Here is a 20418-nt window from a genome sequence, read left to right as displayed (position 1 = left end):
AATCCTGCTTTCAGGTATCTATATGGATGGGGATTTACCTACCCATATTGGTAAGGATGCGAATGTATACCGCGAGCGGCCTCACCCAAAAGGGTAGGTTTTCGTAAAAAACCAAGGGAATGCAAATGACTGGCAGCTCTCACACCAAAGTCTCGGTCATGCTGGCAGACAGCAATCCGCTGGTCCTGTCGGCCATGTCCGAGGTTTTCGAGCGCGATCCCCGATTCTCTCTGGTCGCCACCTCCGCAACCGCCGAGGGGTTCCTGGGAACGGTCATGCGCGTTCCCTGCCAGGTCGGCATCATCGATTGGGCATTGCCGGTTCTGGGCGGGGCAAGACTGCTCGAAGTCCTGCGCGAACAGGAAAGCGCGCCGCGCATCGTGGTCTATGCCGATCAGGGAAGCGATGCCCATCGTGCGGCGATGAGCGTGGGCGCCGCCGGTTTCGTGGCGCGCAACGGCCCGGTCGAAACCCTGCTGGATACCTGTGTCGCCGTTGCGGCGGGAAAAATGGTGTTCCCCTATCTCGATGTTCGCGAATTGCAGCGGGATCCCATCCAGTCCCTGTCCCGCCGCGAGGCCGCCATGCTGGAAGCTCTGTCCAAGGGACTGACCAACAAGGAACTTTCGCGAGAGCTGGAGATCTCGACCAATACCGTGAAGTTCCACCTGTCGAATCTTTACGACAAGCTTTCGGTCAAGAATCGGGCCCAGGCCATCGCTTTCTACTACTCAAGTAGAATACCCGGCGAGCGTAAATTCGAGGACAACCAGTGATCTTGAGATATCATCCGGCGCGAAACTTTCGGGAAATATTATTTCTTGACAGGAAATATTATTTCTCCTTTGTATAAGCCGCACCGATCCAATCTTCACCGCAGGAGCATTCCACCATGAGTTTCCACCCTATCGAACAGGCCCCCGCGCGTCTCAATCGGAGCGAGCTCGCCGTTCCGGGCAGTCAGCCGCAAATGTTTCAAAAAGCAGCGGATTCCGACGTCGACGTAATCTTTCTCGACCTCGAGGACGCGGTCGCGCCAGATGAGAAGGCGCAGGCCCGCAAGAATATCATTAAGGCCCTGAACGAGATTGACTGGGGCAAGAAATCCATGTCGATTCGAATCAATGGCCTGGACACGCATTACATGTATCGCGATGTCGTCGATGTCGTCGAACAGGCCGGCGAGCGGCTGGACCTGATCATGATTCCCAAGGTCGGCACCGCTGCCGATGTCTATGCCGTGGACATGATGGTCACGCAGATCGAGGACGCCAAGGGCTATAAGAAGCGCATCGGCTTCGAACATATCATCGAGACCGCCCTCGGCATGCAGAATGTCAGCGAGATCGCCGCCGCATCCAAGCGCAACGAAAGCCTGCATTTCGGCGTGGCCGATTATGCCGCCAGCACCCGCGCCCGCACCACGGTGATCGGTGGCGTGAACGAGAATTACGCCGTGCTCACCGACCCCGATCCCGAAGGTAACCGGCAGGTTCACTGGGGCGACATGTGGCATTACGCGCTCTCGCGCATGGTGGTCGCCGCCCGCGCCAACGGGTTGCGCCCGATTGATGGCCCGTTCGGCGATTTCTCGGATCCCGACGGCTACAAGGCTGCGGCCTATCGCGCCGCCGTCCTTGGCTGCGAAGGCAAATGGGCCATCCATCCCAGCCAGATCGCGCTTGCCAACGAGGTGATGAGCCCCTCGGCAGAGGAAATCGCCCGCGCCGAAAAGATCCTCGCCGCCATGGCCGAAGCCGAAGCGGCTGGAAAGGGCGCTGTTTCCCTGGATGGGCGCCTGATCGACTATGCTTCGATCCGGCAGGCCGAGGTGCTTGTTGAAAAAGCCCGGCAGATTGCCGCGTAAATGATGGAGTTGGCTGATATGCGCGCCTTGGCAAGGCAGCTTTATGACCATGCCGTTGCCGCGGCTGACCCCGCCCGAGCCGTGCATCAGCACTTTTCCAAACACCCGCCTGCCGGTCTTCCGGCGGGCGGGCATAGCTATGTGATCGCCATCGGCAAGGCCGCTCCGGCCATGCTGGGTGAAGCATTGCGCCATATCCCAGGCCCGGTGACAGCCTTGGGCGTCACTCACCACGAGAACGCCCAAACCGTCCCCGGTGCCCGCATCCTCACGGCGGGCCATCCCGAACCGGACGAGGCCGGGTTGCACGCGGGTCGCGAAATCATCGCCCTGCTGCAAAAGGCCGGGCCGCGTGATCAGGTCTATGCGCTGATCTCGGGCGGAGGTTCGGCGCTTGTGCCCGCCCCGAAACCGCCGCTGACGCTGGCGGACAAGCGGGCGGTCAACCGGCTTCTGCTGGAAAACGGTCTCGGGATCACCGAGATGAACCTGATCCGGCAGCAGCTTTCCGAGCTGAAAGGCGGAGGCTTCCTGCGCTACGCCGCTCCCGCCCCGGTCACGGCGCTGATCCTGTCGGACGTGATCGGCAACGAGCTAAGCGCCATCGCCAGCGGTCCGACAACCACCCCGCTTGGCAATCGTGCCGAAGCGCTGGCCCTGTTGCGGGACCGTGGGTTGCTGGCAGCCCTGCCTGTGCCCACTCGCGATCTTCTGGAGGCGCCAGAGCCATCCGCCCCGCATTACACGGCAGAAAATCACCTGATCGGCAGCAACGAGAAATCACTGGAGGCAATGCGCGATGCCGTGAGTGACGGCTGGACCGCCCGGATCGTGAGTGACCGCTTGATCGGAGATGTGGGCGATGCTGCCGCCCGGATTGTCGAGGCAGCATGGGACAGCGATCATGTCGGCCCGACCGCCCTCATCTTTGGCGGCGAGACAACCGTGCATCTACGCGGAACCGGGCGCGGAGGCCGCAACCAGGAGCTTGCCCTGCGAATCGCGATGCAAGGCGACCGCCTGCCCGAAGGCTGGGTCTTTCTCAGCGGCGGCACCGATGGCCGGGACGGTCCCACAGATGCGGCGGGTGGCATCGTCGATGGCGGCACCATCGCCCGTATCAGGGCCAGCGGAAATGATCCCGAGGCGCTGCTTGCCAACAATGACAGCTTTGCCGCATTGAAGGCCGCAGGCGACCTGCTGATCACCGGCGCGACTGGCACCAATGTCGCGGATGTTCAGGTGCTCTTGCTGCCCTGAAGCATGATCGCGGGCGATCCATGAACGAATTTGCGAGTGGCTGGATATCACGACAATCCAGCCGCCCGCGGCTCATGTCTTAGCCAAGCCCCCATTCCAGGTATCCCCGAATTGCACCATTGCGCGGGTCCGCCTCGGCCTGATCCATCCCTTCACTCCCAGCTCCAAGCACACGGCGAAGTGCATCGGTAACCAGCGATTGCTGGCCCGGAAGGAGGTTACAGGGATCAAGCTGGAAATAGCCCAGTTCGACCTCGTGATCGCGCACGATGATCGCCGGATTCTGCTGTCCAAAGGCGGCTGCGAAGACGGCAGCATTCGCACCGGCTTCCTGCGGATCGACGTCGATCTGCAAGCGATCAAGCGGATTGCCGGTCGGGTCGGGAACGATACGGGCCGTAATGCCGGGCAGATCGGCCACCGCCGCCTGCCATTCGTCAAGTGCGGCACGCTCGGCGGCACGGATCGCGGCGGCATCGCGGCTCATCCAGGCTTCCATTGCGGCGACCAGCCCCATGATGCTTTCCTTGCCGACCTTCATGCCGCGCCCGATGCCGATATTCTGCAGATAGGCGGCGCGCACCAGGTCCCGGCGTCCGGCGATGATGCCGCTGGTCGGACCGGACAGGAACTTGTGCCCCGAATAGATCGCCAGATCCGCGCCCTGTTCGATAAAGCCGGTCAGGTCATATTCCGACGCGGCATCGACGATCACCGGCACCCCGGCGCGATGGGCAATCTCAGCAAAGCGGGCAAAGGGGATCTGGCCGTAATGCACAACGTGATGCGACACGACATACAGCGCCGCTGCCACGCTGTCGTCCAGCGCGCCTTCAAGCTGATGGTCGGCGCATTGCGTGGACTGCCCGATGACACGCAGCTTGCCCCCGGTCAGGCCAACGGCGGTCTCGACCGGCGCGCCGTAATGGCACAGGTGACCTGCCTGGGTCACCACGGTGTCGCGCGGCCCCGGATCAGCCGGCAGGGCTTCTGCCCGGCTCGGGTCCAGCCCGGTCATGCAACCCGCAACGCAAAGCGAGATCCCCGCGCTTGCCGAGGCAGTGACGCAACCCGCCTCGGCCCCGGTCAGGCGGGAAATCACCCGTCCGGCATGTTCCTGCAACTCGTGCATCTTCACGAAATGGCCCATCGCCTCGGCCGTCGCCTTCTGCGCGGCCGGGCCGGTGACCGAGGCCCCCAGCCCCGTCATCGTCCCGCTGACATTGATCAGCCGGGTGAACCCGTTCGCGTCGTGCCAATCCCACAAGCTTCCTGTCATCTCGATCTCCTACGCGTCAATTTCGAATATGGCTTCGATTTCCACGGTGATATTGTTGGGCAGCGAGCCGACCCCGAAGGCCGAACGGGCGTGGATTCCCTCTTCGCCGAACAGCTCCGCCAGCAGGATCGAGGCGCCGTCGATCACGAAGGGATGGCGGTCGAAATCCGGCACGGCATTGACCAGCCCCAACAGCTTGACCACGCCCCGCAGCCGGTCGAGCCCGCCGAAATGATCCCGCAACGCGCCAAGGATGTTCACCGCCACAAGCCGCGCATGGTCGCGGGCGGTCTCGGCGCTGACCTCTGCGCCCACCTTGCCGCGCAGCAATGTTCCATCGGCAAGCACCGGCCCCTGACCCGAGACATAGACCAGGTTGCCGCTTTGCCGCACATTGCGAAAGGCGCCGATCGGGGTCGGGGCGGCCTCGGGCAGTTCCACGCCAAGGCGCTGCAATCGTGCGGCGATCGGGACGGTGCCCAGAATCTCAGGTTGTGGCATGACGTCCTTCTATTCTCTTGCAATAGCTTTGGTGGAACTGGCCCACGGTGACGGGCTCGGGCGTGCCTGCGGCGCAGATCTCCGCCGCCTTGGGGCAGCGCGTTCGGAAAACGCAGCCCGAGGGCGGGTGCAACGGGCTGGGGATGTCGCCCTTCAAGAGCGTCCTGCTACGCTCCAGCCCCGGATCCGGCATCGGAATCGCCGACAGCAGCGCCTGCGTGTAGGGATGCGACGGATTGCGGTAGAGCGGCCGCGAGGGGCCTTTCTCGACGACCCGGCCCAGATACATCACCACGATCTGATCACAGAGATATTCAACCACCGACAGGTCATGCGCGATGAACAACATGGTCAGGTTGCGCTTTTCCCGCAAGTCGAGCAACAGGTTGAGCACCTGTGCCTGGATCGACACGTCCAGGGCCGAGACGCTTTCATCGGCGACGATGAACTCGGGCTCCAGCGCCAGCGCCCGGGCAATGCCGATGCGTTGCCGCTGACCGCCAGAGAACTCATGCGGAAAGCGGTTCATGTGATCGGCGCTCAGCCCCACCTCCTCCAGCAGTTCCGCCACCTTGTCGCGGCGGGAACGGGCATTGCCGATGCCATGGGCGCGCAAGCCTTCGGCGATCACGTCGCGCACGCGCAGGCGGGGATTGAGCGACGAGACCGGGTCCTGGAAGATGATCTGCATGCGCCGGCGCGCGGCCCGCAGCCCGGACTTGTCGAGCCGGTTCAGATCGGTCCCGTCAAAGATCGTCTGCCCCTCGCTCGGTTCGATCAGGCGCAGCAGGGATCGCCCCAAGGTCGTCTTGCCCGAGCCGGATTCGCCGACCAGGCCGGTGATCGAGCCGCGTGGAATGTCGAAACTGACATCGTTCACGGCATGGACCGTTCCGCGCGGCGTCTCGAACCGCTTGGAAAGGTTGCGGATTTGAAGCAACGGTTCAGACATGTTCCACCTCTTGCGAGACCGGGTGGAAACAGGCGATCCGGTGCCCCTGCCCCAACTCCGACAATGTCACCGGATGTTCGCAGGCATGATCGGCCCGCTTGCAACGCGGCGCAAAGGCGCAACCGGGCGGCATGGCGTGCAAGGGGGGCACCGTGCCCGGAATCGGCACCAGCCGCTCGCCCTCGGGGCGTCCGGGCATCGGGATCGAGCCGAGCAATCCGCGCGTATAGGGATGCGAGGGTCGGGCAAAGAGCGTATCCACCGCGGCCTGTTCGACGATGGCACCGGCATACATCACCGCCACGTCATCGGCCACTTCCGCCACCACGCCCATGTCATGGGTGATGAACAGGATCGACATGCCCATCTCTTTCTGCAGCCGCCGCATCAGGTCGAGAATCTGCGCCTGGATGGTCACGTCCAACGCCGTGGTCGGCTCATCCGCGATCAGCAGCGTGGGGTTGCACACGAGCGCAAGGGCGATCATGACCCGCTGCCGCATTCCGCCGGAAAGCTCGTGCGGGTAATTGTCCAGGCGTGAGGCGGCGGCGGGAATTTCCACCAGCTCCAGCATCTCCAGCACCCGCTTGCGCCGCGCCTGCGCGTCGAGCGGATCATGCAGCAGAAGCATCTCTCCGATCTGGTCGCCGATGGTGAACAGGGGGTTGAGCAACGACATCGGCTCCTGGAAGATCATCGCGATGCTCGACCCGCGCAGCTTGCGCATTTCCCGCTCGGGCAAGGTGGTCAGGTCACTGACCTTGCCATCGGGACGGCGATAGCGGATTTCACCCCCGGCCACTGCGCCGTTCTTGGGCAAAAGTCCCATGATCGCCAGCGACGAGACCGATTTCCCCGACCCGGATTCGCCGACCAGTGCAAGCGTCTTGCCGGGATGGAGCGTGAAGCTGACATCGCGCAGGGCCGTCACGCTGCGCCCGCGCGCGCGAAACGTCACCTGCAGATTGCTGACATCCAGAACCGGCCCGGTCATCCGCCCCTCCGCTGCGCCTTCTGGGCGCTGGCGCCGATTACCGTCAGGCGCGGCTCGAACAGCTGCTCCAGCGTCAGGCGGGCGCCTTGGGAATCGATGGTTTCGGCCTGACTGTCCTTCAGGTCGAACAGGGTGAAATCGGCCTTCTGGCCCGGCGCGGCCCCATTCCGCGCGCCAAGGCCCAGCACGCTGCGCGGGCGTTCGGTCACCGCCGCGATCACCTCGTCGAACTCCATGCCGACGGCCAGCAGCTTGGACATGGTCGTGGCCAGGTCGTAAACCGGCCCCTCGATATTGCGCAGATGCAAATCGGTCGAGATGGAGAAGGGCTTCAGCCCATCCGCCAGGGCGTCCCGCGCGGTGTCAAAGCTGAACGAGGCCACGCCGTGACCGATATCCATCCGCACCCCGTTCCCGGCCAGTTCCTGCGCCTGTCTGAACAGCGCCGCCGTGTCCCGGATCGAACCGGCACGCTTGCCGTTGAAGCAATGGGTGACGATATCGCCTTCGGTCAGGATATCGAACACCTCGTCGATCAGGGGGGGCGGCTCGCCGATATGCACCATCAGCGGCAGGTTCAGGATTTCCGCCACCCGCTTGGCGATCTTGGCGGGGGTGATGCCCCAGGCCCCGGAAATGACCCCGCTGGCCCGCACCTTGATGCCGCAGATCACGTCGCGATTGGCCTCGGCCACCTCCAGCGTCCGGTCCACATCGACCGAGCGCAGGTCGATCAGTTCCGGCACCCGGTTGCAGGCAACCAGCCCGATGGAACCGATATTCAGGAATGCCCGCACGGTTTCCTGCTGCGCCTCGATGACATATTCGCGCAACCCGTGGAACGCCGCCTCGCCCGCCGAGCCCGCATCCGCCATCGCCGTCACGCCCGTGGCCCGCCCGGCCTCGGAGGCGCGGACCGAGATGTCGGTGCCCCCGTGCCAGACATGGACATGCAAATCGCACCAGCCGGGCGACAGGTAGGAACCGCCGCAATCGACGGTCTCTGCCCCTGCGACCGGACCGGATGAGACCAGCCCGTCATCGCCGACGAAGATCTCGCCGGGGGCATTGTCCAGCCCGAGGGGGCGGTAATTGATGAGATGCAGAGCCATGTCACATATCCTTCGCCAGCCGCGGATCGAGCGCATCGCGCAACCCGTCGCCAATCAGTTGCAGGGACAGGACCGAGATCGAGATCGCCAGCCCCGGAAAGAGGATCAGGTAAGCCGCCTGATCGATATACTGCCGACCTTCATTGATCATCGTGCCCCAGCTTGGGGTCGTGGGGTCGAGCCCGACGCCAAGAAAGGACAGCCCCGCCTCGGCCAGCATGGCATAGGCGAAGATGAAAGTGGCCTGCACGATGATCGGCGACAGGATGTTGCGCAGCACATGCGTCACCATGATGGTCAGCGTCGACGACCCAAGCGCCACGGCGGCCTCGACATAGGGCAATTCACGGATCACCAGCGTCGAGGCCCGCACGATCCGGGCGATACGCGGCGCATAGACGATGGACAGCGCGATCACCACGTTGACGATCGAACCGCCAAGGATCGAGACCAACGCGATCGCCAGCAGAATGTCGGGAAAGGCCATCATCGCGTCGATCAGCCGCGACATCGGCGCGTCGAGCTTGCGGAAGAAACCCGCCATCAGCCCGATGATCACCCCGATCACCGATGACAGCGCGGCCACCCCCAGCCCGATGCTCAGCGACACCTGACCGGCAAAGAGCAGCCGTGACAGGACATCGCGCCCGAAGGCATCGGCGCCCAACAGGAAATCTCCGCCCGGCGGCGACAGGCGCGCCCGCACCGACATCTTGGCCGGATCCGCCGGGGCCACCAGTGTAGCCAACAGGCACAGCCCGGCAATCGCCACAAAGACGATCAGCGCGATCAGCACCGCCCGGCGCGAAAACAGCAGGGCAAGGAATTTCGGTTCATTCGTAACGCTTGCGGCAGTCACGGCATTCCTCCCTCAATATTTCACGCGTTTGTCGACGACCAGGTACAGCAGGTCAGTCAACAGGTTGATGAGCACGTAAAGCGATGCGACGACGATCAGCGCCCCCTGGATCACCGGGTAGTCACGGCGCAGGACGGCGCTGACGACCAGGTTTCCCATGCCGGGAATGTTGAACACCCGCTCGGTCACCACCGCACCCGATACCAGCAGGGCAAAGGTCAGGCCCACGACGGTGATGATCGGAATAGCGGCATTCTTCAGCGCGTGGCGCAACACCACCCGCCTTTCTCCCATCCCCTTGGAACGTGCAGTGCGGATATAATCCTCACCCAGGATGTCCAGCATCGAGGCACGGGTGAAACGCAGGATCAGCGCGGAATTGACGATGCCCAGCACGATGGAGGGCAACAGCAGGTAGCGCATCCTCTCCAGAAAGCCGGTATCGGGGCCACCATAGCCAGACACCGGAAACCAGCCCAGATCGGTGGCAAGGTAGCGCTGCAACATCAGCCCGGTCCAGAAGCTGGGGATCGAGGCCGCCAGCATCGCCGTGGTGATCGCCGCCTGATCCAGAAACGACCCGCGCCGATAGGCGGCATAGATCCCGATGGGCGTGGCGATCACCAGCGCGATCAGCAATGAGAACAGCGACAGGAATATCGTCGGCTCGGCCCGTCCGGCCAGCACTTGCGTCACCGGTTGGTTGAAGAACAGCGACTCGCCCAGATTGCCTTGCAGCGCGTTTCCGACGAATGACAGGTATTGCACCATGATCGGCCGGTCGAGGCCAAGTTGCTGGCGCAATGCCGCGGCGTCCTCGGCGCTCGCGTCGGGGCCGAGCATCAGCGCCGCCGGATCTCCCGGTGCAAGGCGCACGATGATGAAGGCGATGGTCAGCACGATGAAGATCACGATCATCATGCCGATCAGGCGTTTGAAGATATAGCGGGCCATCCGAGAACTCCGGTCGCTGGCTAGGAAACGGGGGCGGGCTGTGACCCGCGCCCCGGGCACATCACATCACTCGGCGGACTCGGCGTTCCAGAAGAACGGCCAAGGCGTCTCGGTCACGCCCGTCAGCCCTTCGGCCAAGCCCGACAGGGCGTTGAACGCACCGATCTTGATGAAACCGACATCCTCGAACACCTGTCCCTGCAACTGGGCATAAAGCTCCTTGCGCTTCTCGGGGTCGGTCTCGCTGGTGAAGTGGGCAAGGATCTCGTCCTTTTCCGGGTTCGACCAGCCAAGGCGCGAGGTCTTGGAATACATGTCGGTCAGGGACGGCTCGGGCAGGAAGGGCGAATGGGTGATATAGATATCCCACAGCGCCGGATCGTTGCGCCGCTCGCCCAATGTCGCCCAATCGACCACGTCCATCTGCACGGTGAACCCGGCCGCCTCAAGCGCCATCCGCGCCACCTCGGCCATCTTGAAATGGAACTCGTATTGGCGCGAGGTCAGGATCCGCAAGGGCGTGCCGTCATAACCGGCCTCTTGCAGCAATTCGGCCGCGCGAGCCTGATCGTTCTGGTTGAACAGCTCGATTCCGGCTTCGTTGCGCCATGCCCAGCCTTCGGGATAAAGCGGCCCGTCGGTCAGGAAGAACTTGTCGTCGCCAAAGGCCGCGAACAACATGTCATCCATCGGCAGCGCCGCCTGCACGGCCTGGCGAATGGTCTTGTCGGTCATCAGCCCGTCCTTGTGGTTGATCGCGAAAACCGGCCAGCCGAAAGGCTGCAACAGCATCGGATCAGCCGCATCCGAGGAGTCCAGCCGGTCATAGCTTTCCGCAGGCAATCCGTCGGCAAAATCGAACTGTCCCGAAAGCAGCCCCTCGACGCGGGTATTGGGATCGGGCACCGGGACAAAGCGAATCTCGTCCACTGTCTGCTTGCGCGCGCCCGCCGCCCCGTCCGGTTCTTCGCTGCGCGAGCTGTATTCGTCGAACCGCACCAGTTGCAGATACTGGTCCGGCACATGCTCGGCGATCTTGTAGGGTCCGGTGCCGATGACGGGATCAATGGTGTCGCCGATGATTTCCTCGGGATAGACCGCCGCCGCCGAGTTGGAGAAGGCCAAAAGCGACAAGAGCGGCGAATAGGCTTCGGTCAGGGTGATCGTCACCTCGTAATCGCCGGTCGCTTCGACCGAGGCGACCTTGTCGGCCACCAGTTTCCCCCGCGAGGCGACCTCGAGCCAGCGCTCCAGCGACGCCACGACATCCTTGGCGTCCATGGATGAGCCGTCATGGAATGTCACGCCTTCGCGGATGCCGATCTTGTAGGTCAGCCCGTCATCGCTGATCTGCGGCAGATCGGTGGCCAGCAGCGGCGCGACATTCCAGCCTGAATCGAACGTATAGAGCGTCTCGACGAAATGCTGGGTGACGATGGAAACGACATCCTTGGTCGAGACCATCGGATCGAACGTGTCGGGGTCGCCGACAATGGCGACATCCAGCGTGGTCTGAGCAGCCAGCGGGGAAGCCAAGGCAGTACCCGCCAGAAAGGCGGCCAGCAGCGAGGCGCGTTTGGGCAGCCGGGTTTCCATTCATACCTCCATTATTATGTAATGTATTCTCTTATATTGATAGTTCCCGGTCGGGAGTTTGTCAAGATAATGTCTTCAGCACGGCTCTCCGCGACAGATCGTTTCAGCCTTGCCTTCATTTCCATTGGACGATATTCAATTCCATAATTGTAGAAGTCGCTCCGCAGGATACCGAAATGACCGATAAAACCAGAACCCGAGTCGGCGCGATCGATCGCAGCCTGCAGATTCTCGACCTGCTGACCGAGCGGCGCCAGCCGATGACCGCCTATGATCTGGCGCGCAGCACCGGCGCCCCGGTTTCGACGATCTACAAGCTCGTGGAAGAGCTTCTGGACCGTTCCATGCTGTCGCGAATCGGCGAAAACGGCATCTGGCTCGGGCCGCGGCTGATGCGCTACGGCCTGACCTATCGCGCCCGCATGGACGTCTTTGCCGAAGCCCGGCGCGAGATGAACCGGCTATCGGAGAATCTTGGTGAAACGGTGCAGATATGCGCCCGCGACGAAGGCATGATGACCGTGATCGGCATGGCTCGCGCCGGCGGGCATTTCAACGTCGCCTCGGATGTCGGCACCCGCGTGCCGCTCAACTGGACGGCCTCGGGGCGGCTCCTGCTGGGACATCTCGATGACGAGACGCGGCTGCGCATCTTCACCGAAAGCGCGCGCCCATCCGAGACCGGGCAGGCGGAAACCGACCCGGCCAGGCTGTCGCGGCTGGCCCGCGAGGAATTCGAGGCACGGCTGGCGGTGCAGATGAGCGCGTCCGAATTCGCGGTCGCCTGCATCGCCGCGCCGATATGTGATGACAGCGGCGCCTGCCTTGCGACCATCTCCATCGTGCTGCCCGAAACCCGCGCCCGTTCCGCTTATGACGAATTGACCCGCGAGGTGCAGAATTCGGCGCGTACCATCGAAACGGCATTGGGCAGACGGGGTTGAACCCGCCCGCCCTTCTTGCCGTGAAACCGTCCCCGGGGCGTCGTTGCCCGAGGAAGGGATGTCTTACTTGAGCGACCCCGCCAAATCCGCAGGTATATCGGCCGCTGATTGTCCGGCATTCTTCTCATCGGGTTGCAGACCCCAGTAAAGCTGGTCCAATCCGGCGGCCTGATCCTCGACCGGCACACGCAGCCCCACCGTCCGGTCGAGAACAAAGCCGAGGATGGCCGCTGTCAGGGCACCGGCTCCGATACAAACGGCGATGCCAACAAGCTGCATGACAATGCCGATCTCGCCATGCTGGAAGGCGAAGGCGCCTTCTTCGATACCGAAATAACCGCCCCGGGCTGTCCCGGCCTTGATCAGCCCGACCATGATCAGGCCATAGATACCGGCGCCGAGAAACAGCGGGAACAGCTTGTGCTCATCGATGCCGCGCTTCAGGGTGAACTCGTAAACCGCCCATGAGGTAATGGGAGCGAACAGCGCCACCAGGAACGCCTGCCACGGCAGGAAGACATCGAAACCGGATGCATTGGCGACATAGCCCGCAAGAGGTCCAAGCAGCAGATAAGCGTAGTTCTTCGTCCGGTAGGAGATGATCGCGCCGGTAATCGCCCCGCCAGCCCATGCAAGGCCGTAATTGTTGAAGGCGATGCCGACGCTGGTATCGGCCATGGTCACGCTGACGGCCAGCGCCTCGGGATCGAAGAAGAACAGGCATGACAGGATCACCATCGGCAGACCGGCAAAGATCGTCATCAGCCCTGTCGCGGCAAGTCCGATGCTGGGCGCATTATAGGACGGCACCTTCGGATGAGGCTCGAACATGCCCGGCCGCTGACCCAGTTTCGGCACCAGCACCAATGCCATTCCCGCCGGGAACAGGTAGACGAAACCGACCCCGAAGAAATCGTGGAACCCGGCATTGGTCAGCGGACCGACCGATCCCCAGGTAAACCAGCTCAGGACCGAGGACACGACGGTCGCCACGACCGCAGTGATGTAATAGGCGGAAGCTTCATCCGCTCGGATACGGAAAAATGCAGCAGCACATTGATGATCCCCGCGAAACTGGCAAGGAAGAACACGAATATCTGGAAGTTGTTCAACCCCGGGAACACCGCCGGATCGGTATGGTTCGCCAGGCTGTTGGTCAAGGCGCCGCCCAGCCACCAGTCGCTGATGGCATCGCCAAGCGTCGCACCTTCCATGATGTAATACTGCGCCGCCCAGAAACCGAAACCGATCAGGAAATAGGTTGTAAAGCCGATGAAAAATCCCACCAGCTTCTCGATGGTGGAATTATAGAGGTTCTCGCTACGGGTCGTGCCGGCGTCGATCATCAGAAGCCCAACCACGACAAGGATCGCCCCGACCGTGCCCGAACCATAGACGAGATTCTGCACCAGCGAACTCAATGTTACTTGCTCTGGATAGAGCATGGCTGCGTGTTCCATTTCTTACTCCCTGTTATAGAGTTCGGTTATTTTTTGAGGTCTTTCTCTTGTTCGGGAACCACGAGACTCGTCACGTTTCCCGGCCTTCGGCCGACCGGCATCGTTCTTTGGTCCGGAATAGCCGCCAGCCCCGCCGGATCAGATGATCGGCGTTCCGTTCTCTCGCGCGTCCGGCGATGAAATTCGTTGTCAGGCCGAGAAAACCCCCAAGCGGGTTCGACCGGGCATGCAGGATCTCCGCCCGCGTCTGAGCATTGAACGGTAATTTTTCTATTCATCGGGGAATATCCCCGGCGATGTCGGCTTTCCGTCGTCGAACTGTGCGAGGTAGTCGATGATAAGCTGGCGGTTGACGGCGAAGCCCTTGTATTCGGCCAATTCGTCGGGCAGGTCGCGGATGACGCGGTGCAGGCGGCGGCCCCATTTCGGCACCGTCACCAGGTCCTGCAACGAGATCAGGTAGCAGCGGATCGGAAAGGCCAGCCCGTTCGAGCGCGGCAGCCGGAAGAAGGTCTGCAGCTCGACCCGCAGAAACTGCTTTTCACCGACATTTTCGGGCGTCAGGGTGCGCTTTTCCGGACCCCATTTATGGTAATTCTCGGGGCTGGTATCGAGGCGCGGATTGACCGTCATCGTCCAGTTCAGCCGCCGCGAGGGCGCGCCTTGCTGGATCGCCAGCAGGAATTTCAGCGCCCGCTGGAATATCCCCATCTCATGCGCCTTGGGCACCGGCGCGTGCCATTCGAAGAAGTTCATCCCGATGTCGAAATCCAGGCTCCAGTCGGCCTGGCTGGTGACCATCCCGGCCTCCATCCACAGGTTGCCCTCGCGCTGATCCAGCAGCGCGAAATCGCCCTGCGCCTGGCGGGTGATATATTCCATCGGGCCATAGGGCAGCGTGGTCGGATCGAGGAAGGTGAACTTGTGGTCGATCCCGAGCGGTCGGTTGATCCAGTGCCAGCGGTCGCCGTCGCGGTGCAGGCTGAACAGCTCGGGATAATCCTCGGCCTTGCACTCCATGATCAGTTCCAGCAGGTCCCACCCCGCCAGTTCCATATGCGGCAGGGACTGGCAGCGCAGCGGGTCCTCGTTCAGGGTAATCTCGCGGTCCCGCATTTCGGCGACGTAATGTTCATCGACATCGAAGCGGTTCTCGAAGGGGCTGCCCTCGCGGCCCCCGGCATGCGGCTCCATGTTGACCGCATACATGTAGTCGTCCTTGTCGAATGGAAACGGAAAGCGCCGGATCGCCTCGGCCGAATTGTGATAGCTGTAATCGTCGCGGAAGGTCTCGTCGTTGAACTGGATGGTCATGGCAACCTCCTGGATCGGGATGGGTGGGATGCGAGCCGGGGTTCCACCCCGTCGCCGGTTGGTTCTCGAACCGGTGGCACACCACCCGACAACCCCGGGATATTTGCGTGAAGAAGAAGAAGAGGCGGGCAATTGCGGGGCATGGCGCTACCTGTTGAGAATCAGTTCGCGGCCCCGGAATCGGGATACGCAGGGCATGATCCTGGTCTGTGACGAATGCTCGTCCTCGGACAGCCAGTGGTCGTGATGCTCGATCCGGCCATGGCACGAGACCACCTCGGTCTCGCAGCGCCCGCAGGCCCCGCCCCGGCAGCTCCAGTCAATCTCGACCTGCGCTTCCTCCAGCGCCTCCAGCAGGCTCTGATGCGGGCCGACCGTTATGGTGCGGCCCGAGCGCGCCAATGTCACCTCGAAGGCGCGCCCCGGCGGCGGCGCCAGGAACACCTCGGAATGAAGTGACCCCTTCGGCCAACCCAAGCGTTCGGTGCATTGCGCCACGGACGCGATCAGCCCCTCGGGGCCGCAGGTATAGACATGCGTGCCGATCGGCTGGCGGTCGAGGATCGCGCCAAGATCCATCCGCCTGCCCTCGTCCGAGATATGGGCGTGGATATGCGGAAGATCGGGCAATAGCCGCAGCCCGGCCGCCTCGCGGCGCGAACGGGCCGCGTAATGGATCTCGAACCGGCCCTGCATCCGCAGAAGCTGCTGCATCTGGGCGATGATCGGGGTGATGCCGATTCCCCCCGCGATCAGCACATGCTTGCGCGCCCGCATGTCCAGCGAGAACAGGTTCAGGGGCGTCGAGATGCGCAGCATGTCACCCTGCCTGACGCAGGCATGCATGAAGCGTGAGCCGCCCCGCCCGCCATCCTCGCGCCGCACCGCGATCTCGTAGCCCGAGCCGTCCTGCGGATCGGAGATCAGTGAATAGGCATTGCGGCGCAGCATGTCGCCATCCGGCATCTCGACCACGACATGCGCCCCGCCCGAGAATAGCGGCAGCTTCGCGCCGTGCGGATGTTCGAAGCGAAAACGCTTGACCAGCGGCGACAGCGCCTCGATCTCGGTGACTCGCAGCATCTGGGCGCTCATGCCTTGATCTCCTGCCTTGGGGGGATTTCGCCGGGGGTCTCGGCATCCACGCAGACACCCTGGAACGCGGCGTGGCGGTGCGAGTAATGGTCACGCACGAACAGCGACAGCCCGCAATGCGAACAGGTGAAGGGGTCGGTGGTGACGTTCTCGGTAATGCCCTTGCAGTGGACGCATTGCATCCGCCGCGCCAGGCTGCCGCGATGTTCGGCATCGATCGCCTCGGGCAGCATTCCCGCCTCCAGCGCCTCCGAGGTTGCCTGACCGATCAGCCCTTCGGTGCCGGCAAGGTAGAGCCGGGTGTTCATCCCGGCCTCCGCCAGCAGCTTGCGGAAACGCGGCAGGACCGAGGCATAGCTGGCAGCCTCGAAATAGCTGGCAAATCCCTTGGATTCTAGCGTTTTCCCAAACCCGCATCCTTCCGGGATATAGATCACATGGGCATGACCCGGTATGGTCGGATCGGTCTTGATCAGTTCCAGCAGCGCCTCGCCGCCCGGGCCATTGGCCAGCATCAGCGCGGGCACGGCACCATGCGGCGTCAGCCCGTCATAGACCGGACGGCTGGTGATCGAGGGGGTGAATTTCGTGGCTGGCATCGGCTACATCTTCCCTGTCGGTCGGGCGGGGCGATCTGACGCCGCCTCTCGCCCGGAATATGGTTCAGCCCTTCGCGGTGCGGCGCTTCTTGTCCTGGTCATAGAAGGGCATCGGATGGGCGACGGCGCGGATCTCGCCGCCCGAGTTGCGGATTGTCAGCTTCGTGCCCTCGACCGCGCAATCCACCGGCATCCGGGCGATGCCGACATTGTGCTCGTTCAGCGGGCTGTAGAAGCCGATGGTGACGACGCCGACCTCGTTGCCGTCACGCAGGATCGCCGCGCCTTCCTCGGCTGCCTCGGTGCCCTCGAGCTTGACGCCATAGATCTTGAAGCGCTCCTTGCCCTGCAGGCGGTAATGCTCCTCGGCGCCACGGAAGCCGGTCTTGCCCTTCGAGACGGTGAAATCGAGGCCCAGTTCCCACAGCGTGTCGCCGCAGGGCTCGTTCTCGAACGGGTACATCTCGGAATTGTCATAGGGGAAGAACAGCAGGTAGCTTTCCGCCCGCAGCATGTCCAGCGTGGTGAAGCGGGTCGGGATGATCCCCATCTCGCGGCCCTCGGCCACGATGGTGTCCCAGATCTCGGGCGCATCCTGGCGGCGGCAGAAAATCTCGTAGCCGCGCTCTCCGGTATAGCCGGTGCGCGAGATGGTCACCGGTTTGCCGAACAGCGTCGTGTGAATATGGCTGAAATAGACCACATCGCGGATGCCCGGCACGTGCTGTTCCAGGTAATCCACCGCGAGCGGTCCTTGCAGCGAGATGTCATGCAGGTCGTCGTCGAACAGCACGTTCACGTTGCGCCCGGTCGCCGCCATGGTCAGCTGTTCATGCCCCTGGCCCGAACCGTGTACGACCATGAAACTATGCGGCCCCATCCGGTAGACCACGCAGTCATCCACGAACTTGCCCGCATCGTTCAGCATGCAGCAATAGGTCGAACGGCCCGGCTTGAGCTTTTCGATGTCGCGGGTCACCGCCCGGTCGATCACATGGCTCGCATGTGGGCCAATCACGTGAACCTTCTTGAGCCCGGACACGTCCATGACACCCGCCCTGGTGCGGATCGCCATATATTCCTCGATCTGGTCCTTGTCATAGCTCCAGGCGGTTCCCATCCCGCTCCAGTCCTCCAGCTCCGAGCCCATCGCACGGTGCCGGTCGCCAAGGCCGAAAATCTCCATGATGCGGTCATGATATATGTCCTTCTATCCTGTTGATTCCTGATCCCGTCACGACCGGGGCCGTTTCTTCTCGGGGTCGTAATGCGGGAAGGGGGCCACCCTCGCCGCGATGCGTTTCTGATGCCCATCCAGCCGACCCACCTCGACAGCGGTCCCCGGTTCGGAATGGGCGATATCCACCCGCGCCAGTGCGATCATCTGCCCCGTCCGAGGCACCCGCATGGCCGAGCAGACCTCGCCCACCTGCGCGCGCCCGATACGGATGCAATCGCCATGCGCCACTGGCTCCTGTCCGTCGATTTCGAGGCCCACGAATTTGCGTGAAGGATGTTCCTTGCGCCGGATCAGCGCATCGCGCCCGACGAAATCGGCAGTCTTGGATTTCAGCGGCACGGTAAAGCCGATCCCAGCCTCGAACGGATCGGTCTGGTCGTCGAAATCGTAACCCGCAAAGATCAGCCCGGATTCGATCCGCACCAGGTCCAACCCGGCGAGGCCCATCGGCTTGATGCCAAGGGGTTGCCCAGCCTGCCAGACAGCGTCGAACACGGCCTCGCCGTCTTTCGGATGGCAGAACACTTCGTAACCCAACTCTCCCGTATAGCCGGTGCGAGAGACGACGACCGGCAGGCCTTGCTCTCCGCCGATCCGACCGACGGTAAAGCGGAACCAGCCAAGCTCGGGCAAGGCGGGCTGATGCGGGGGCGTCCAGATGATCTCGGACAGCAATTCCCGCGATTTCGGCCCCTGCACCGCCAGGTTATGCATCTGGTCGGTGGACGAACGGATCATCACGTTCAGCCCAAGCCGGGCGGCCTCTTCGCGCATCCAGACACCGCCCTCGTCCGATCCCCCGATCCAGCGGAAATTCTGCTCGCCCAAGCGGAACAGCGTGCCGTCATCGATCATGCCGCCATGGGGATAGCACATCGCGGTATAGACAACCTGCCCATGGCCCAGCTTGCTGACATCGCGGGTCAGAACCCAGTTCAGCAGGGCTTCGGCATCCGGGCCCGTAACCTCGAACTTGCGCAAGGCCGACAGATCCATCGCCACCACGCCTTCGCGGCAGGCCCAATAGCTTTCGACAGGGTCGCATTCAGGGAAGGAATTCGGCAGCCAAAAGCCGCGATACTCGACGAAATCACGTGTCATCCCGGCGAATTTCTGGTGAAAGGCGGTCTCGCGCGTCATGATCGGCTCCGAATCTGGTGTGGCTCGCCATGCGACGGCGCGTTGAAGGCGCTCGGTCGCGGCATAGCTGCGCATGTGAATATCGGTCGGCATCCAGCCATTGGCCGGCGACGTGTCATCGGGGCAGGCCGATGATACGCAGACGATGTCCGTCAGCGCCCTGAGCAGCACGTAATCGCCGGGGCGTGACCAGGGCTCGTCCGCATACATGACGCCATGCGCGTCGATGCTGGTGTTGAAGAAGAAATTCGCCGCCATCCAGCCCGGGCGCCCCGGCACACCATAGGGTGCCAGAGCCGCGTTGAAATTGTCGGTGCAGTTCACATGGCCGGGATAGCCGATATCGTCGTAATACTTGGCCGAGCAGGCCATGGCGAAGGCATCGTGCCGTCCGCAGGTATCCTGGATCACCTCGACCAGCGGGGTCAGGTCCTGGTCGAAATATTTCGCATGCAGACCCGGCATCGGATAGGCGTGGCCCTGATAGGTCCGGGTCGTCGTGACATCCAGCGGATGGGCAATGCCGCGATCCAGCTTGCGTGCGTCGAAACACTGGAAATCGGTGCATTGGCGGCCATCAACATCGATGATCTGGATGAACTCGCCCTTGCGAACCAGGTATGCCTTGGCGGTTGACGATTTCACCCGCAGATCAAGGATCGGATCGGCCAGAGGATCGGGCAGGGCGAAACCGGCATTCTGGCGCGGCGCGGCACGGGTGATGCGCAGGGTCAGCGGTGTCGTCGTGTCCTGACGCTCGAAATCCATCGGCTTGCCGGGGGCCGCAACCACCAGCCAGCCCTCGGCCGCAGCAATGAGTTCGGCCCTGTCGCCCGGGGCAGCATCCGTGCCAAACAGTCCGATCGAGCGTTCGACCGTGATTCCGCGCGCGGCCAGCCCCTTGCGCAAACGCGCAAGACCGGGCTGATCCGAGGAAAGCAGTGCCCGCAACCCTCTTGCCGGCTGATCCGCCTTGACCCCCAGGATCTGACCATCCACCCGGCCATCGCGATGCGCGGCCAGTATTTCTGCAGGCTGTCCGCCCTCGTCATTCATGATCTCGATCCGGTCGCCGGTAGCGATCTGAACCAGGACGGCGCCGCCGCCGGGAACCGCATAACGCTCGGTCGCCGGCGAAAGGTTATAGCCCGCGGCCCGGCGCGGGCGCGTCGCAACCGGCGGACCCGGTCTGAACAGGCTGTCTGGCGGTAATGACAACATCTTTCGCCTCACCTTGGGAAAAGGTTCCGAG

16 protein-coding genes and 2 pseudogenes are annotated in these 20418 nt (G+C 62.9%); 4 read left to right on the top strand and 14 right to left on the bottom strand.

Annotated elements, in window-relative coordinates:
- Nucleotides 1-158 precede the first annotated feature (158 nt).
- The 3 genes from A7A09_RS10020 (at nucleotide 159) to A7A09_RS10010 (ending at nucleotide 3127) form a co-directional block, all read left to right on the top strand.
- Nucleotides 159-776 (top strand): response regulator transcription factor, encoded by a 618-nt coding sequence (locus A7A09_RS10020; protein ID WP_106691261.1) that lies wholly within the window; start codon nucleotides 159-161, stop codon nucleotides 774-776.
- 116 nt (nucleotides 777-892) lie between these two features.
- Nucleotides 893-1867: an HpcH/HpaI aldolase/citrate lyase family protein gene (locus A7A09_RS10015; RefSeq protein ID WP_106691260.1), complete on the top strand. Its 975-nt coding sequence runs from the start codon at nucleotides 893-895 to the stop codon at nucleotides 1865-1867.
- On the top strand, nucleotides 1868-3127 hold the full coding sequence (locus A7A09_RS10010) for a glycerate kinase type-2 family protein (protein WP_211341093.1): 1260 nt from the start codon (nucleotides 1868-1870) through the stop codon (nucleotides 3125-3127).
- 79 nt (nucleotides 3128-3206) lie between these two features.
- On the opposite strand, the gene A7A09_RS10005 is transcribed toward A7A09_RS10010, so the two are convergent.
- The 8 genes from A7A09_RS10005 to A7A09_RS09970 all read right to left on the bottom strand — a co-directional run bounded on the left by A7A09_RS10005 (nucleotide 3207) and on the right by A7A09_RS09970 (nucleotide 11374).
- Nucleotides 3207-4406 carry an aminotransferase class V-fold PLP-dependent enzyme gene (locus A7A09_RS10005; RefSeq protein WP_106691259.1) on the bottom strand — a complete coding sequence of 400 codons (1200 nt, stop codon included), beginning with the start codon at nucleotides 4404-4406 and terminating at the stop codon, nucleotides 3207-3209.
- A gap of 9 nt (nucleotides 4407-4415) precedes the next feature.
- Nucleotides 4416-4907 (bottom strand): RidA family protein, encoded by a 492-nt coding sequence (locus tag A7A09_RS10000; RefSeq protein WP_106691258.1) that lies wholly within the window; start codon nucleotides 4905-4907, stop codon nucleotides 4416-4418.
- The gene (locus A7A09_RS09995; protein ID WP_106691257.1) at nucleotides 4894-5859 is read right to left on the bottom strand and encodes an ABC transporter ATP-binding protein; all 966 of its coding nucleotides are present in this window, start codon (nucleotides 5857-5859) and stop codon (nucleotides 4894-4896) included. Before A7A09_RS09995 ends, A7A09_RS10000 begins: the two co-directional genes overlap by 14 nt.
- Entirely contained in the window at nucleotides 5852-6853 is a 1002-nt protein-coding gene (locus tag A7A09_RS09990) for an ABC transporter ATP-binding protein (RefSeq protein WP_106691256.1), read from the bottom strand. The genes A7A09_RS09995 and A7A09_RS09990 overlap by 8 nt, the downstream gene beginning before the upstream one ends.
- The gene (locus A7A09_RS09985; RefSeq protein ID WP_106691255.1) at nucleotides 6850-7965 is read right to left on the bottom strand and encodes an amidohydrolase/deacetylase family metallohydrolase; all 1116 of its coding nucleotides are present in this window, start codon (nucleotides 7963-7965) and stop codon (nucleotides 6850-6852) included. Before A7A09_RS09985 ends, A7A09_RS09990 begins: the two co-directional genes overlap by 4 nt.
- Nucleotide 7966: 1 nt before the next feature.
- On the bottom strand, nucleotides 7967-8824 hold the full coding sequence (locus tag A7A09_RS09980; RefSeq protein ID WP_106691254.1) for an ABC transporter permease: 858 nt from the start codon (nucleotides 8822-8824) through the stop codon (nucleotides 7967-7969).
- 12 nt (nucleotides 8825-8836) lie between these two features.
- Nucleotides 8837-9778 carry an ABC transporter permease gene (locus A7A09_RS09975; RefSeq protein WP_106691253.1) on the bottom strand — a complete coding sequence of 314 codons (942 nt, stop codon included), beginning with the start codon at nucleotides 9776-9778 and terminating at the stop codon, nucleotides 8837-8839.
- A gap of 66 nt (nucleotides 9779-9844) precedes the next feature.
- On the bottom strand, nucleotides 9845-11374 hold the full coding sequence (locus A7A09_RS09970) for an ABC transporter substrate-binding protein (protein ID WP_106691252.1): 1530 nt from the start codon (nucleotides 11372-11374) through the stop codon (nucleotides 9845-9847).
- A 176-nt stretch (nucleotides 11375-11550) separates the two neighbouring features.
- Here A7A09_RS09970 and A7A09_RS09965 point away from each other — a divergent pair, with 176 nt between their 5' ends.
- Nucleotides 11551-12318 (top strand): IclR family transcriptional regulator, encoded by a 768-nt coding sequence (locus tag A7A09_RS09965; protein WP_106691251.1) that lies wholly within the window; start codon nucleotides 11551-11553, stop codon nucleotides 12316-12318.
- Nucleotides 12319-12381: 63 nt separating this feature from the next.
- Here A7A09_RS09965 and A7A09_RS09960 read toward each other — a convergent pair.
- The 6 genes and pseudogenes from A7A09_RS09960 to A7A09_RS09935 all read right to left on the bottom strand — a co-directional run bounded on the left by A7A09_RS09960 (nucleotide 12382) and on the right by A7A09_RS09935 (nucleotide 20387).
- Nucleotides 12382-13664, bottom strand: a pseudogene (locus A7A09_RS09960) (ammonium transporter family protein).
- A 384-nt stretch (nucleotides 13665-14048) separates the two neighbouring features.
- Nucleotides 14049-15092 (bottom strand): heme-dependent oxidative N-demethylase family protein, encoded by a 1044-nt coding sequence (locus tag A7A09_RS09955; RefSeq protein WP_106691250.1) that lies wholly within the window; start codon nucleotides 15090-15092, stop codon nucleotides 14049-14051.
- Nucleotides 15093-15239: 147 nt separating this feature from the next.
- On the bottom strand, nucleotides 15240-16187 hold the full coding sequence (locus A7A09_RS09950; protein WP_106691249.1) for a PDR/VanB family oxidoreductase: 948 nt from the start codon (nucleotides 16185-16187) through the stop codon (nucleotides 15240-15242).
- Nucleotides 16184-16786, bottom strand: coding sequence for a dimethylamine monooxygenase subunit DmmA family protein (locus A7A09_RS09945; RefSeq protein ID WP_106691248.1), 603 nt, complete (start codon nucleotides 16784-16786; stop codon nucleotides 16184-16186). Before A7A09_RS09945 ends, A7A09_RS09950 begins: the two co-directional genes overlap by 4 nt.
- Before the next feature lie 64 nt (nucleotides 16787-16850).
- Nucleotides 16851-17983: pseudogene (locus A7A09_RS09940) on the bottom strand (aminomethyl transferase family protein).
- 37 nt (nucleotides 17984-18020) lie between these two features.
- Complete coding sequence (locus tag A7A09_RS09935) at nucleotides 18021-20387, bottom strand: trimethylamine N-oxide demethylase (protein WP_106691246.1); 2367 nt, start codon at nucleotides 20385-20387, stop codon at nucleotides 18021-18023.
- Between the last annotated feature and the right edge of the window lie 31 nt (nucleotides 20388-20418).

This window comes from Paracoccus methylarcula, from assembly GCF_003007735.2.
Lineage (GTDB): Bacteria > Pseudomonadota > Alphaproteobacteria > Rhodobacterales > Rhodobacteraceae > Paracoccus > Paracoccus methylarcula.
The sequence above is the reverse complement of the archived record's forward strand: the minus strand, read 5'-3'. Positions and strand labels throughout refer to the sequence as shown.

Bases quoted from the DNA above. Each gene is read 5' to 3' on its own strand.
- A7A09_RS10020 (WP_106691261.1), top strand. From the start codon at position 159: ATGCTGGCAGACAGCAATCCGCTGGTCCTGTCGGCCATGTCCGAGGTT.
- A7A09_RS10015 (WP_106691260.1), top strand. From the start codon at position 893: ATGAGTTTCCACCCTATCGAACAGGCCCCCGCGCGTCTCAATCGGAGC.
- A7A09_RS10010 (WP_211341093.1), top strand. From the start codon at position 1,868: ATGATGGAGTTGGCTGATATGCGCGCCTTGGCAAGGCAGCTTTATGAC.
- A7A09_RS10005 (WP_106691259.1), bottom strand. From the start codon at position 4,406: ATGACAGGAAGCTTGTGGGATTGGCACGACGCGAACGGGTTCACCCGG.
- A7A09_RS10000 (WP_106691258.1), bottom strand. From the start codon at position 4,907: ATGCCACAACCTGAGATTCTGGGCACCGTCCCGATCGCCGCACGATTG.
- A7A09_RS09995 (WP_106691257.1), bottom strand. From the start codon at position 5,859: ATGTCTGAACCGTTGCTTCAAATCCGCAACCTTTCCAAGCGGTTCGAG.
- A7A09_RS09990 (WP_106691256.1), bottom strand. From the start codon at position 6,853: ATGACCGGGCCGGTTCTGGATGTCAGCAATCTGCAGGTGACGTTTCGC.
- A7A09_RS09985 (WP_106691255.1), bottom strand. From the start codon at position 7,965: ATGGCTCTGCATCTCATCAATTACCGCCCCCTCGGGCTGGACAATGCC.
- A7A09_RS09975 (WP_106691253.1), bottom strand. From the start codon at position 9,778: ATGGCCCGCTATATCTTCAAACGCCTGATCGGCATGATGATCGTGATC.
- A7A09_RS09970 (WP_106691252.1), bottom strand. From the start codon at position 11,374: ATGGAAACCCGGCTGCCCAAACGCGCCTCGCTGCTGGCCGCCTTTCTG.
- A7A09_RS09965 (WP_106691251.1), top strand. From the start codon at position 11,551: ATGACCGATAAAACCAGAACCCGAGTCGGCGCGATCGATCGCAGCCTG.
- A7A09_RS09955 (WP_106691250.1), bottom strand. From the start codon at position 15,092: ATGACCATCCAGTTCAACGACGAGACCTTCCGCGACGATTACAGCTAT.
- A7A09_RS09950 (WP_106691249.1), bottom strand. From the start codon at position 16,187: ATGAGCGCCCAGATGCTGCGAGTCACCGAGATCGAGGCGCTGTCGCCG.
- A7A09_RS09945 (WP_106691248.1), bottom strand. From the start codon at position 16,786: ATGCCAGCCACGAAATTCACCCCCTCGATCACCAGCCGTCCGGTCTAT.
- A7A09_RS09935 (WP_106691246.1), bottom strand. From the start codon at position 20,387: ATGTTGTCATTACCGCCAGACAGCCTGTTCAGACCGGGTCCGCCGGTT.